Annotated in this window: 12 protein-coding genes; 5 read left to right on the forward strand and 7 right to left on the reverse strand. The window is 70.1% G+C overall.

Annotated features, from left to right (window positions below):
• The first annotated feature begins 117 nt into the window (after window positions 1–117).
• Window positions 118–678 (forward strand): DUF805 domain-containing protein, encoded by a 561-nt coding sequence (locus EAO79_RS00330; RefSeq protein WP_124767355.1) that lies wholly within the window; start codon window positions 118–120, stop codon window positions 676–678.
• On the opposite strand, the gene EAO79_RS00335 is transcribed toward EAO79_RS00330, so the two are convergent.
• Window positions 653–1,921, reverse strand: a complete 1,269-nt coding sequence (locus EAO79_RS00335; protein ID WP_164486849.1) for a low temperature requirement protein A — start codon at window positions 1,919–1,921, stop codon at window positions 653–655. The genes EAO79_RS00330 and EAO79_RS00335 overlap by 26 nt on opposite strands.
• Window positions 1,922–2,159: 238 nt before the next feature.
• Here EAO79_RS00335 and EAO79_RS00340 point away from each other — a divergent pair, with 238 nt between their 5' ends.
• The gene (locus tag EAO79_RS00340) at window positions 2,160–3,233 is read left to right on the forward strand and encodes an alkene reductase (RefSeq protein WP_124767357.1); all 1,074 of its coding nucleotides are present in this window, start codon (window positions 2,160–2,162) and stop codon (window positions 3,231–3,233) included.
• A 60-nt stretch (window positions 3,234–3,293) separates the two neighbouring features.
• On the opposite strand, the gene EAO79_RS00345 is transcribed toward EAO79_RS00340, so the two are convergent.
• Window positions 3,294–4,787 carry a helix-turn-helix transcriptional regulator gene (locus EAO79_RS00345; RefSeq protein WP_124767358.1) on the reverse strand — a complete coding sequence of 498 codons (1,494 nt, stop codon included), beginning with the start codon at window positions 4,785–4,787 and terminating at the stop codon, window positions 3,294–3,296.
• A 187-nt stretch (window positions 4,788–4,974) separates the two neighbouring features.
• Between EAO79_RS00345 and aceA the strand changes: the two genes are divergently transcribed.
• From aceA to EAO79_RS00360, 3 genes are all read left to right on the forward strand, one after another.
• The gene (aceA, locus tag EAO79_RS00350; protein WP_124770006.1) at window positions 4,975–6,285 is read left to right on the forward strand and encodes an isocitrate lyase; all 1,311 of its coding nucleotides are present in this window, start codon (window positions 4,975–4,977) and stop codon (window positions 6,283–6,285) included.
• 93 nt (window positions 6,286–6,378) lie between these two features.
• Window positions 6,379–8,034, forward strand: coding sequence for a malate synthase A (gene aceB / locus EAO79_RS00355; protein ID WP_124770007.1), 1,656 nt, complete (start codon window positions 6,379–6,381; stop codon window positions 8,032–8,034).
• A gap of 121 nt (window positions 8,035–8,155) precedes the next feature.
• Entirely contained in the window at window positions 8,156–9,367 is a 1,212-nt protein-coding gene (locus EAO79_RS00360) for a pyridoxal phosphate-dependent aminotransferase (protein ID WP_124767359.1), read from the forward strand.
• Window positions 9,368–9,415: 48 nt separating this feature from the next.
• Here EAO79_RS00360 and EAO79_RS00365 read toward each other — a convergent pair whose 3' ends face one another.
• The 5 genes from EAO79_RS00365 to EAO79_RS00385 form a co-directional block, all read right to left on the reverse strand.
• Window positions 9,416–10,552, reverse strand: coding sequence for a UDP-N-acetylmuramate dehydrogenase (locus EAO79_RS00365; protein WP_124767360.1), 1,137 nt, complete (start codon window positions 10,550–10,552; stop codon window positions 9,416–9,418).
• A gap of 11 nt (window positions 10,553–10,563) precedes the next feature.
• Window positions 10,564–10,995 (reverse strand): MaoC family dehydratase, encoded by a 432-nt coding sequence (locus EAO79_RS00370; RefSeq protein WP_241160942.1) that lies wholly within the window; start codon window positions 10,993–10,995, stop codon window positions 10,564–10,566.
• Window positions 10,992–11,441, reverse strand: coding sequence for a MaoC family dehydratase N-terminal domain-containing protein (locus EAO79_RS00375; RefSeq protein WP_079706694.1), 450 nt, complete (start codon window positions 11,439–11,441; stop codon window positions 10,992–10,994). The genes EAO79_RS00370 and EAO79_RS00375 overlap by 4 nt, the downstream gene beginning before the upstream one ends.
• 63 nt (window positions 11,442–11,504) lie before the next feature.
• Window positions 11,505–12,302 carry a sulfite exporter TauE/SafE family protein gene (locus tag EAO79_RS00380; protein ID WP_124767361.1) on the reverse strand — a complete coding sequence of 266 codons (798 nt, stop codon included), beginning with the start codon at window positions 12,300–12,302 and terminating at the stop codon, window positions 11,505–11,507.
• Entirely contained in the window at window positions 12,299–12,889 is a 591-nt protein-coding gene (locus tag EAO79_RS00385) for a histidine phosphatase family protein (RefSeq protein WP_124767362.1), read from the reverse strand. Before EAO79_RS00385 ends, EAO79_RS00380 begins: the two co-directional genes overlap by 4 nt.
• Between the last annotated feature and the right edge of the window lie 34 nt (window positions 12,890–12,923).

Raw genomic sequence — 12,923 nt, forward strand, 5'->3', positions numbered from 1 at the left:
GAAATCGGCACGTGTTGTACAACTAATATTCCATATGTTGTTCTGAAATACAACATGTGCTGGCGATGTCGGTAGGGTGGACGCACGAATGCACGACGACTCGACCCAGGGGGACCGATGAGCAGCGCAGACGAACACGCAGTCACCGCGAATGCGGCGGCGACGGACCGCAAGGACGATCGCCGGATCCCGGCCCGCTTCGCGGATGACAGCCCGCTCCCGGGCGCCGGCCCGATCCAGGCGTTCCTCCGCTTCTGGAAGCGGTATCCGATCTTCACCGGGCGGGCCAGCCGGAGCGAGTTCTGGTGGTGGGTGGTCGTCCACGCGGTCATCGTCACCGCGCTCCTGGTGATCGGACGCGGTGTCGACGTCGCGACCGGGGTGACGGCCGGTTTCTGGGAGGGTCAGGTCACCGAAGGACCCGCATGGGGTGTCCAGAGCGTCCTGTCCGGGATCTGGGGCCTTGCGACGATCATCCCGGGGCTGTCACTGAACGCCCGTCGCATGCACGACACGGACCACAGCGGCTGGTGGCAGCTCATCAACCTGGTCCCGATCTTCGGCTGGTTCTTCTTCATCTGGCTCGCGGCGCAGCCGAGCGACCGGGGCGGTGCCCGCTACGACACGGGGCCGCACCGCGAGGGCGCCCAGATCAAGCCTGGTGACGCTCCGCAGTGACCCGCCGGTCCGGGAGGACCGTGTCGGCGATCGCGGCGAGGACGAGCACCAGCGTGCAGAGACACCCGAGGACGAGTTCCCCGAGCTGCGGCACGAGGAACGCGGCGACCGCGCAGCCAGCGAGCATCGCGAGGCCGATGACCGGCGCGAGTGGAACGGCACGGTCGACGACGAACCGGAACAGCGACAGCCCGAGGAGGTAGAGGACCGGGCCGCCGAGGATCACGACGCCCCCGGCGAGTTCGACGGCGTCGGCCGGTCGGTCGAGGATCTCCTTGTCCCCCACCGAGACGAGCACGATCCCGGCGACGATCACGACGTGGGCGTAGCTGTATCCGTCGCGCGCGATGCGTCCGAGACGTCCCGGTCCCCGTCGACCGGGACGACCCTCGTCACCGTCGGCGCGGTCGGCCTCCTCCTCGGCGGCCTCGACCGCTCGGCGTCCCGCCGCCTCCGTGCGGTGGAAGTACAACCACCACAGCGCGACCGCGGAGACGAAGGCACTCAGCATCCCGACGACGGCGGCGACCGACGTCTCGAGCTCGACGAACGCGAACCCGGTGACGAGCAGCGATTCGCCGATCGCGATGATGATGAAGAGCGACGCCCGCTCCGAGAGGTGCGCACCGGAGAGCTCCCAGCTCTCGACCTCCGAGGTCCGCACACCCGGCAACCGGAATCCGAGGGCCCCGCCGCCGTACTCGATGGCGACGGCGCAGATCCAGAACGCCAGTTGCCAGTCGGTCGGCACCAGCGCGCCGGCGATCCAGAAGACCGCGGCGAACGCGGTCCAGACGAGGACGCGTGCGAAGCTCAGGGCCACGTCGCGGTCGTGCCGCCAGGTCGCCACGACCATGAACAGCGTCCGGATGAGCTGGAGCACGACGTAGGCGACGGCGAACGCCAGCGCGCGGTCGGTGAACGACGCCGACACCGACACCGCCGCGACGAACGCCAACAGGCCGAAGCCGATGAGCGCGAGTCGCACCGCGAGCCGTTCCGGGTCGAGCCAGTTCGTCACCCAGCTCGTGGACACCCAGGACCACCAGAGCGCCAGGATGAGGACGATCGACTCGAGCGCGGCGGTGACGCTCTGGTCGTCGGCGATGAGCTTGCTCAGCTGGGTGAGCGCGAAGACGAAGACGAGGTCGAAGAACAACTCGACGAAGGTGACGCGCTCGGCGCGTTCACCGGACTCCGGGCGACGGAGATCGGAGACGAGGCCGAATCTGGGGGCGGGCATCTTCGTATCCTGGCAGGGTTCCCGGTGCCGACGCCTCCCCCTCGGATTCGTCGACACCGGGTCGTGCTCGTCGCGAGCTGCGGGGACAGAGCCCGACGACCACACCGTGAGCCTAGCAAGAAGTATTCCAGATGCACAAGGTCCAGAAGCATCATCGGAATATCGACGGCCGCAGCCGGGTTGCGTCCGGAGGCCGCGTCCTCCGCGAGCCGCATCCCCCACGAAAGGCATCACCCGTATGGATCTCTTCGCGCCCGTCCGACTCGGCGACCTCGAACTCGCCAACCGCGTCGTCATGGCCCCGCTCACCCGCATGCGGTCCGGAGCCGACGGCGTCCCCGGCGACCTCGTCGCCGAGCACTACAGCCAGCGCGCAGGACTCGGGCTCATCATCACGGAGGGCACCTACCCGAGCGCCGAGTCGCGCTCCTACCCGGGCCAGCCCGGCATCGTCACCCCCGAGCAGGTCGAGGGTTGGCGTGGCGTCGCGAAGGCCGTGCACGGAGCGGGCGGGCTCATCGTCATGCAGCTCATGAACGGCGGCCGCGTCTCGCACACCGACATCACGGGCACCGACCGCATCGTCGCGCCGAGCGCGATCGCCATCGCCGGCGAGGTCCGGACGCCGGCGGGCGCCCAGCCGTACCCCGTCCCGCACGCGCTGAGCACCGAGGAGCTCGACACGGTCCGCGAGGAGTTCGTCCAGGCCGCCCGCAACGCGATCGAGGCAGGCCTCGACGGCGTCGAACTCCACGCCGCGAACGGCTACCTGCTGCACCAGTTCCTCTCCCCCGTCTCCAACGTGCGCGACGACCGCGCCGGAGGCAGCCCGGAGGCCCGCGCGTCGTACGTCGCCGAGGTCGTCAGCGCCGTCGCCGCGGCGGTCGGTGCAGCGCGCGTCGGCATCCGCATCTCCCCGATGAACGGCGCCGGTGACACAGCGGAGACCGACGAGGCCGACGTCCGCGCGACCTACGAGGCATTGCTCGACGCCCTGGCACCGCTCGGCCTCGCCTACGTCAGCATCCTCCACGAGGACCCGGCCGGCGCGCTCGTCCAGGACCTGCGTGGTCACTTCGGCGGCAAGCTCATCGTCAACAGCGGCTTCGGCACCGTCACGACGCGCGACGAGGCGATCGCCCTCGTCGAGCACGCGCATGCCGACGCCGTCGCCGTCGGGCGTCTCGCCATCGCGAACCCCGACCTCGTCGAGCGTTGGGCGGGCGAGCACGAGGAGAACACCCCGAACCCGGCCACCTTCTACGGCCCGGGCGCCGAGGGCTACACGGACTACCCGCGCCTCGCGAGCTGATCACGCTGAGGTGAGGCACCTCGTCGCTCGACACCTCGTCGCGCGACGAGCTGCCTCACCTCAGTCCGCCCGCGGCGCGTGCGACTCGAGGAACTCGTACACCTCGACGGAGTCGACCCCCGGGAAGGATCCGGTCGGCAGCGCGGCCAGCAGACTCGTCGGCGTCCGCGCCGCCGGCCAGGCCTTCCCCTCCCACCGTTCGGCGAGCGCCGGCGACGCCCGACGACAGCATCGCTCGTCGGGGCAGTTCGAGGTCGACCGATGCGGCGTCTCGCGTCCGCGGAACCACTTCACGTGCGCGAACGGGACGCCGACGCTGACCGAGTACTCGCCCTCCTTGGCCTTCTCGATCCGCGAGGTGCACCAGAAGGTGCCGGTGTCCATGTCGGTGTACTGATACCAGGGGCTGAAGCGGTCCTCGACGTCGAAGACGGTCCTGGCCGTCCAGTTGCGGCAGACGAGCGAGCCCTCCACTGCTCCGAGGACGTCGGACGGGAACGTCACCCCGTCGTTCTCGTACGCCTTGATGATCGTCCCCGACTCGTGCACTTTCATGAAGTGCACCGGCAGCCCGAGGTGCCTCGTCGCGAGGTTGGTGAAGCGGTGCGCGGCGGTCTCGTACGACACAGCGAACGCGTCGCGCAGGTCCTCCATCGAGATGCGCCGGAGCTGTTTCGCCTCACCGAGGACGCGCACGGCGTCACGCTCGGGCAGCAGGATGGCCGCCGTCAGGTAGTTGGTCTCGACGCGCTGGCGCAGAAAGTCCGCGTAGTTTCCCGGCTCCTCGTGTCCGCACAGGTGACTGGCGAACGCCTGGAGGATGGGGGAACGCGAATCACGGGACATCGAGGGTTCGGTCGGCAGGTAGATCCGACCGTTGCGCCGGTCGGTGACCGAGCGCGTCGAGTGCGGCAGGTCGCCGACGTAGTGGAGCGAGAACCCGAGGTGCTGTGCCATCTCCGCGACCGTCTGGTGCGAGACCGGCCCTCCGGTGTAGCCGACGGCGTCGAGCAGTCCTTTCGCGACGGCCTCGAGCTCGGGGAAGTGGTTGTCGGCCGCGCGCATGTCCGCCCGGAGGACCGCGTTGGCCCGGCGCGCCTCCTCGGGTGTCGCCGCTCGCTCCCGATGCAGGCGGGCGACCTCGTCGTGCAGCGCCAGCACGGTGCGCAGCGTCTCGTCCGCTGTCCCTTTCGAGACGCGGATGGGCGCGATCCCGAGGGCGGAGAAGACGGGCCCCCGCTGGGCACGCTCGACGGCGATCTCGAGCGCGGCCCGGTCGCTCGGCGGTTCGTCACGGAGGAGGTCGTCGACGGTGGTGCCGAGGGCCGCGGCGATGACGCGGAGCATCGACAGGCTCGGCTCCCGATGCCCGTTCTCGATCGCCGACGCCTGCGACGGTGCGCGGTCGATCGCCTGTGCGAGTTCGTCGAGGGTGAGACCCGCGCGGGATCGGGCATCGCGGATCCGGCGACCGAGGACGAGGGCGTCCGCGTGCGGAGCAGGTCCGTCACCAGCGGTGGCGGAGACGGGTGGAGCAGCGGCGGTGCTGGTCATGGTGATCATGCTCACACGCGCCGGTTGTTCCGGCAAACAGAAGGTCGGCCGTTCTTCTGTCCACGGATGACGTCCGTCGGGGTTGCGGCGAGCGCAGGATCGTTCCCACAGCACGACCCGCCCCACCGACCTCGACACCACAGGAGTCATCGTGAGCAATGAAGCCACCCGACCGACCGACCACCGCATGCCCCTCCGCGCCGGCGACCAGACGCAGACGGCCGAGGAGCTGCAGCGCGAGTGGGACACCGACCCGCGCTGGGACGGGGTACGCCGCGACTACACCGCCGAGGACGTCGTCCGCCTGCGCGGCGGTGTCCGGGAGGAGCCGACGCTCGCCCGCCGGGGGGCGGAGCGCTTGTGGAACCTCCTCCACACCGAGGAGTGGGTGCCTGCCCTCGGCGCGCTGACCGGCAACCAGGCCGTGCAGCAGGTCCGGGCGGGCCTGCAGGCGATTTACCTCTCCGGCTGGCAGGTCGCCGCCGACGCGAACCTCTCCGGGCAGACCTACCCCGATCAGAGCCTCTACCCGGCCAACTCGGTTCCGGCGGTCGTCCGGCGGATCAACAACGCGCTGCTCCGGGCCGAACAGATCGACTTCGCCGAGCGAGCCGTCGGGGAGACGCCGGGACCCGAGGCGATCGACTGGCTCGCGCCGATCGTCGCCGACGCCGAAGCCGGCTTCGGTGGACCGCTGAACGCCTACGAACTCATGGCCGGCATGATCCAGGCCGGCGCCGCGGGCGTCCACTGGGAGGACCAGCTCGCGGCTGAGAAGAAGTGCGGCCACATGGGCGGCAAAGTGCTGGTGCCGACGAGCCAGCACATCCGGACCCTCAATGCGGCCCGGCTGGCGGCGGACGTCGCCGGCGTCCCGACCATCGTCATCGCCCGCACCGATGCGCTGGCCGCCACCCTCCTCACGAGCGACATCGACGAGCGCGATCTGCCGTTCCTGAACGGGAACCGGACCCCGGAGGGCTTCTACGAGGTGGAGAACGGCATCGGTCCGGTGCTCGCTCGCGGCCTCGCCTACGCGGAGTACGCCGACCTGCTCTGGGTCGAGTCGGCGGAACCCGACCTGGACCTCGCCCGGCGGTTCGCCGAGGCCGTCCACGAGCGGTTCCCGGGCAAGCTGCTCGCCTACAACTGCTCGCCGTCGTTCAACTGGAAGTCGCACCTCGACGATGCGCAGATCGCGTCCTTCCAGCGTGAGCTCGCCGCCATGGGATACGCATTCCAGTTCATCACCCTCGCCGGCTTCCACGCGTTGAACCACTCGATGTTCACCCTGGCGAGCGACTACCGGGAGCGGGCGATGAGCGCCTACGTCGACCTCCAGGAAGCCGAGTTCGCCGCAGAGGCCAGCGGCTACACCGCCACCAAGCACCAGCGGGAAGTCGGTACCGGCTACTTCGACCTGGTCGCGACCGCCCTCAACCCCGGCAGCGCCACCCTCGCCCTCGCCGGGTCGACCGAGGAACAACAGTTCCACTGATCCACACCAGCCCCGCCCTTCGACAAGCTCAGGGACCGCTCGAAGGGCCATCCGACGCACGACCATCCGAAACGGAGTCACCCCATGAACACCATGCTCGCTTCCCCGTCCACACCCACCACCGCGCCGGTGCCCACGCAGCGCACCGGCCCCGCCATCGAGGTCGTCGGTCGCCTCGGTGACCGGTACGACGAGATCCTCACCTCGGACGCCCTTGCCTTCCTCGCGGACCTGCACCAGCGGTTCGCGGGTGCGCGGCACGACCGCCTCGCCGAGCGCATGCGCCGACGCTTCGAGATCGGGAACGGCCGCGACCCGCGGTTCCGCGACGACACCGCGGCGATCCGGGAGGACCGCTCCTGGCGCGTCGCCGGCGCCGGGCCCGGTCTCGAGGACCGCCGGGTCGAGATCACCGGCCCCACGGACCCGAAGATGACGATCAACGCCCTCAACTCCGGTGCGAACGTCTGGCTCGCCGACCAGGAGGACGCGACGAGCCCGGCGTGGGCCAACGTCATCGGTGGTCAGCTCTCGCTGCGCGACGCCGTCCGCGGTGAGCTGACGTTCACGAACGAGGCGGGGAAGGTGTACCGCGTCACCGCGACGGAGACGCCGACGATCGTCATGCGACCGCGCGGCTGGCACCTCGTGGAGAAGCACCTGCGGTTCATCGACCGCTCCGGGGCGGCGATGGCCGCCTCCGGGAGCCTCGTCGACTACGGCCTCTACGTCTTCCACAACGCCCGACCGCTCATCGACGCCGGCCGCGGGCCGTACTTCTACCTCCCGAAGTTGGAGTCGAGCGAGGAGGCGCAGCTCTGGGACGACGTCTTCACGTTCACCGAGGAACGCCTGGGTCTCGACCACGGCACGATCCGCGCCACCGTGCTCATCGAGACGCTCCCGGCGGCGTTCGAGATGGACGAGATCCTGTACGCGCTCCGCGACCACTGCGCCGGTCTCAACGCCGGCCGGTGGGACTACATCTTCTCGATCATCAAGAACTACCGGGGGCGCGGTGCCCGGTTCGTCCTGCCCGACCGCAGCGAGGTGACGATGACGGTGCCGTTCATGCGCGCCTACACGGAACTCCTCGTGCAGACGTGCCACCGCCGCGGTGCGCACGCGATCGGCGGGATGTCCGCGTTCATCCCGAACCGGCGCGATCCGGAGGCGACGGCGCGCGCCATCGAGAAGGTCTCAGCCGACAAGCGCCGCGAGGCGGGTGACGGCTTCGATGGGACCTGGGTGGCGCACCCGGACCTCATCGAGACCGCCAGGGCCGAGTTCGACGCGGTCCTCGGCGATCGTCCGAACCAGCTCGACCGACTGCGGGAGGACGTGTCGGTGACACCGTCACAGCTCCTCGACGTGCGCATCGGTCGGGCGGTCACGGACGCCGGTCTCCGTGACAACGTGTCGATCGCCGTCCGCTACCTCGACTCCTGGCTCCGGGGGATCGGCGCCGCGGCCATCGACGGACTGATGGAGGATGCGGCCACGGCGGAGATCAGTCGATCGCAGGTCTGGCAGTGGATCCACCAGGACGTCGCGACCGACGACGGCCGTCCGATCACCCGTGAGCGGGTCGAGGACCTCCTCGACGAGCTCCTCGCCTCGCTCCCCCGCACCGCGGACGACCGCTTCGACGACGCCGCCGAGCTGTTCCGCGAGGTCGCGCTCAGGGACGAGTTCCCGACCTTCCTCACCGTCCCGGCGTACACGCGGTACCTCGTCGACCCCGCATGAGGACCGAGGTGAGGCACGTCGTCGTTCCCCGGCGGACCGGGCGACGACGTGCCTCACCTCGCTGCACGCGACGTCGGACACACACTGTCCTCTCGATGCCGGGTTCGGTACGCTCGGACTCGTGCCTGAATCGACTCCCACGCCCCGCCTGTCCACGAAGATCTCAGCGATCGCCGAGTCCGCCACGCTGAAGGTGGACGCGAAGGCGAAGGCGCTGCAGGCGCAAGGCCGACCCGTGATCTCCTACGCGGCGGGCGAGCCGGACTTCCCGACGCCCGGGCACATCGTCGAAGCGGCGCTCGTCGCCGCCCGCGACCCGAAGGCGCACCGGTACACCCCAGCGGCCGGCCTGCCGGACCTCCGCGCCGCCATCGCGGAGAAGACGCTCCGCGACTCCGGTCTCGAGGTCGACCCGAGCCGCGTCATCGTCACCAACGGCGGCAAGCAGTCGGTGTACGAGGCGTTCCAGGTCCTGCTGAACCCGGGCGACGAGGTCATCGTGCCGACCCCCTTCTGGACCACCTACCCCGAGGCCATCGCGCTCGCCGACGGTGTCGCGGTCGACGTCTTCGCCGACGCCTCACAGAACTACCAGGTCACCGTCGAGCAGCTCGAGGCTGCGCGCACCCCGCGGACCAAGGTCCTCCTGTTCGTCTCCCCCTCGAACCCGACCGGGTCCGTCTACTCCCCCGAGCAGACGAAGGCGATCGGCGAGTGGGCGCTCGAGCACGGCATCTGGGTCATCACCGACGAGATCTATCAGAACCTCACCTACGACGGCGTCCGCGCGACGTCGATCGTCGAAGCGGTCCCCGAGCTCGCCGAGCAGACGCTGCTCGTCAACGGCGTGGCCAAGACATACGCGATGACGGGCTGGCGTGTCGGGTGGACCGTCGGCCCGGCGGACGCGATCAAGGCGCTCGGCAACCTCCAGTCGCACCTCTCCGGCAACGTGAACAACATCGCGCAGCGCGCGGCGATCGCGGCCCTCACCGGTCCGCAGGATGCCGCTGAGGCGATGCGTGAGGCGTTCGACCGCCGCCGCAAGCTCATCGTCGGTGAGCTCAACAAGATCGACGGCTTCGAGACGCCGACCCCGCAGGGCGCCTTCTACGTCTACCCCGACGTCACGGCGCTGCTCGGCCGGACGTTCGGCGGGGTGACGCCCAAGACGTCGCTCGAACTCGCCGACCTCATGCTCGACCAGGCCGAGGTCGCGGCAGTGCCCGGCGAGGCGTTCGGGCCGTCCGGCTACCTGCGCTTCAGCTACGCGCTCGGCGACGACCAGCTCCTCGAGGGCGTCCAGCGCCTCCAGCGCCTGTTCACATCCTGACCCGAGGTCCGCTCGCTCGTCCCCGGGCGAGCGGACCTCGCATCAGCGTCAGATCGTGACGCCGACCACGACGGGCTCGGGCTGCAGGAGGACGCCGAATTCGGCGTGGACGCGCGCCTGCACGAATCGCGCGAGCTCGGCGATCTCGGTGGCGGTCGCCCCGCCACGGTTCGTCAGGGCGAGCGTGTGCTTCGTGGAGACCGCAGCGTGCGATCCGGGGAGTGCGAACCCGCGACGGACGCCGGCCCGCTCGATCAGCCAGGCGGCCGAGAGCTTCGCGAGGCGCTCGGTCGGGGCCGGACGGGGCGGGTTGACGACCTCGCCGAGCGGGAAGACGTACTCGGTGTCGTCGTCGGCCGGCGGGTCGACGGGCCACCAGGGAGCATCGCCGGGGAGCGAGCGGGCGACGTGCTCCGACACGATCGGGTTCGTGAAGAACGACCCGGCGCTGGCGGTGTCGGGGTCGTCGGGATCGAGCACCATACCCTTCGACGTCCGGAGCGCGAGCACGGTCGTGCGCACCTGGGCCAGGCGGACCTGCTCGCCGACCTCCACGCCGAGCGCGAAGGCGAGCTGCTGGTAGGCGATCGGTGCGGCCAGGCCGTCGGCGCCGACGTCGTCGAGGTCGATGATGATCGCCACGACCACGCCGGAGCGCTCGGGCTCTCCGCCACCGTGGCGCTTCAAGACCGACGTCCGGTACCCGAGACCGAGCTCCGCGGCGGGAACGCGCTCGACGGTCTGCGACTCCTCGTCGAGCAGGTCGACGGCGACGAGCGACGACACGATCTCCTGCCCGTAGGCGCCGATGTTCTGGACGGGGGCCGCCCCGCAGGATCCCGGGATGCCGGAGAGCGCCTCGATGCCCGCGAAGCCGTGCTCCACGGTGAAGGCGACGAGCGCGTTCCAGTCCTCACCGGCCTGCACCCGCAGGCGGACACGGCCCGACGGCGCGTCGAGGCGTTCGATGCCGCGGTTGGCCGCCCGGATGACGGTCGCGTCGACGGGCTCGTCGCCGATCAGCAGGTTCGACCCGCCGCCGAGCAACAGCCACGGCTGGTCGGTGTTCCAGACGTCGAGCACGGCCTCGATCAGCGCTGCCTCGCTCGTGCACTCCGCGAAGGCTGCGGCGGGCCCGCCCACCCCGAGGGTGGTGAGCTCGCTCAGACGGATGGCGTCGTTCATGGTCCTCCGGGTCAGGCGAAGCTGACGACGAGCTGCGCCTTGCCGAGCACCGTCTGCTCGGCGTAGGTGACGGTGAGGTCGACGCGCGCGGTGCGGGCTTCCTCGTCGACCTTGCCGACCTTGGCGACGATCTGGAGGTCGGCGCCGGTCTCGGGGTCGACGACGACCGGTCGGGTGAACCGCACCTGATACTCGAGCACCCGACCGGGGTCGCCGATCCAGTCGACCACCGGCTGTGCGGCGATCCCCATCGTCAGCATGCCGTGGGCGAGCACGCCCGGCAGCCCGACGGAGGCCGTGACGTCGTCGCGGTAGTGGATGGGGTTGAAGTCTCCGGAGGCGCCGGCGTACCGCACGAGGGCGTCGCGCGTCAGGTGGACGGTCCGCTCCGCGACGACGTCGCCGACAGCCGGCATGGTCGGGGTCTGCTGCACGTCGCTCATCCTTCGTCTCCTCGCACCACGAGCGTCGAGGTCGCGGTGACCACGGGCTCGCCGGCGGCATCGGTCATGACCGAGTCGCACGTCACCATCGAGTGGCCACCCAGGGACTTCACCGCGGTGACGGTCAGCTGCGCGGTGAGCTCGTCGCCGGCGACGATCGGACGGTGGTGCACGAAACGCTGGTCGCCGTGGACCACCCGGCTGAAGTCGATACCCGCGTCGGGTGCGGCGAGCAGTTGCTGGAGCGTGTGCTCCTGGACGACGACGGCGAAAGTGGGCGGCGCCACGACGTCGGCGTATCCTGCGGCGCGGGCCGCCTCCGGGTCGAGGTTGATCGGGTTCGTCGCGAAGACGGCCCGCGAGAACTCGCGGATCTTCTCGCGTCCGACCAGGTACGGGGCGACGGGCGGGAAGACCCGACCGGCGAGCTCTGGGTTCACTGACACGCCCTCCAGCCTACCCGCTGCCCTGGCTCGCCGACCGGGCACGGACGGACCGGCAGCGGGCTGTCAGGAGCGCTTGATCGCCTGGAACACCATCCGGATCGCGATGGCCACGAGGAAGGCAGCGAAGAGCAGGTTGCCGACGAACGGGGGCACCACCGAGGCGACGATGGCGCCGAGTGCGGTCGTCGTGCAGGCGGCGACACCGATGATCGCTGCGGCCGTCAGGTCGACGTTGCCTCGCCGGACGTTGCCGATGGTGCCGGAGATCGCGGTCGGCGCCATCATGAGCAGCGAGGTGCCCTTCGCGATGAGGTCGCTCGCGCCGAACAGCAGGATGAGCATCGGCACGACGACGACCCCACCGCCGATGCCGAGCAGTCCCGACAGGACGCCGGTCAGGAAGCCGAGCACGATGAGGCCGATGATCGATCCGACGTGCAGATCGATCTCGGCTGTGCGGGACGGGACGATCAGGAACAGCGAGACCACCACGACGAGCAGGAAGCCGATGAAGCCCCACTGGAGCGCCTTCTTGGGGAGCTTGGAGAGGAGGTAGCTGCCGAGTTGTGCCCCGCCGATCGCACCGATCGCCAGGAGGATCGCCGCCACCCAGTCGACGGTCCCGTTCACCGCGTAGGAGAGGACGCCGACGAGCGAGGTCGGGACGATCGCCGCGAGTGAGGTCCCCGCGGCGAGCCGCTGGCCGAAGCCGAGCAGGAAGACGACGGCGGGGACGATGAGGATACCGCCGCCGACGCCGAACAAGCCGGAGAGGAATCCGGCGGTCAGTCCGATGCCGATCAGCCAGGCGATGCCCGACGGGGAGCGGACCGGACGGCCGGTCGAGTCGCTCCCGCTCACTGCGCGCTGGAGCCGGACAGCGCCGTCTCCAGCGAGGGCGTCGTGCGAGCGGTACCGGCGTCCAGGAGTGACCAACCGGTGTCGGTCGCCTCGATGACCGACACGGAGCAGTTCTCCAGCGGAGGGACCGTCGTACCCGAGAGGTGGCTGAGCGTGAGACGGATGAGCGTTCCGTGGCTGACCACGAGCACGTTCTGGCCGGGGAAGTCACGGGCGATGGCGTCGATGCCGCGGACGCCGCGTTCGATCACCGACTCCTCGGACTCGAGGTTCGGGTACTGGTGGTCGGGCCAGTTCTCGAGGACCATCTGCGCCGTCGCGCCCTCGGCGTCGCCGTAGTGCCGCTCGATGACGTCGGGATAAGACGGGCCGAGCTCCAGTCCGAGCGCGTCGGCGATGATCTGCGCGGTCTCGCGTGCGCGCCCCAGTGGGGAGCTGACGACGACGTCCCAGGTGCCGGTGAGCCGAGGGGCGACCGTGGCCGCCTGCTCCCGCCCGGTGTCGTTCAGGGGGATGTCCGTCGTGCCCTGCAGCCGTCGTTCGAAGTTCCAGGCGGTCTGTCCGTGACGGATGAGGGCGATGGTCATGTCTCAAGCCTAACCGGCGTCGGACCGAGGTCTT

Source organism: Plantibacter sp. PA-3-X8 (assembly GCF_003856975.1).
Lineage (GTDB): Bacteria > Actinomycetota > Actinomycetes > Actinomycetales > Microbacteriaceae > Plantibacter > Plantibacter auratus.

Bases quoted from the DNA above. Each gene is read 5' to 3' on its own strand.
- EAO79_RS00330 (WP_124767355.1), top strand. From the start codon at position 118: ATGAGCAGCGCAGACGAACACGCAGTCACCGCGAATGCGGCGGCGACG.
- EAO79_RS00335 (WP_164486849.1), bottom strand. From the start codon at position 1,921: ATGCCCGCCCCCAGATTCGGCCTCGTCTCCGATCTCCGTCGCCCGGAG.
- EAO79_RS00340 (WP_124767357.1), top strand. From the start codon at position 2,160: ATGGATCTCTTCGCGCCCGTCCGACTCGGCGACCTCGAACTCGCCAAC.
- EAO79_RS00345 (WP_124767358.1), bottom strand. From the start codon at position 4,787: ATGACCAGCACCGCCGCTGCTCCACCCGTCTCCGCCACCGCTGGTGAC.
- aceA (WP_124770006.1), top strand. From the start codon at position 4,975: ATGCCCCTCCGCGCCGGCGACCAGACGCAGACGGCCGAGGAGCTGCAG.
- aceB (WP_124770007.1), top strand. From the start codon at position 6,379: ATGCTCGCTTCCCCGTCCACACCCACCACCGCGCCGGTGCCCACGCAG.
- EAO79_RS00365 (WP_124767360.1), bottom strand. From the start codon at position 10,552: ATGAACGACGCCATCCGTCTGAGCGAGCTCACCACCCTCGGGGTGGGC.
- EAO79_RS00370 (WP_241160942.1), bottom strand. From the start codon at position 10,995: ATGAGCGACGTGCAGCAGACCCCGACCATGCCGGCTGTCGGCGACGTC.
- EAO79_RS00385 (WP_124767362.1), bottom strand. From the start codon at position 12,889: ATGACCATCGCCCTCATCCGTCACGGACAGACCGCCTGGAACTTCGAA.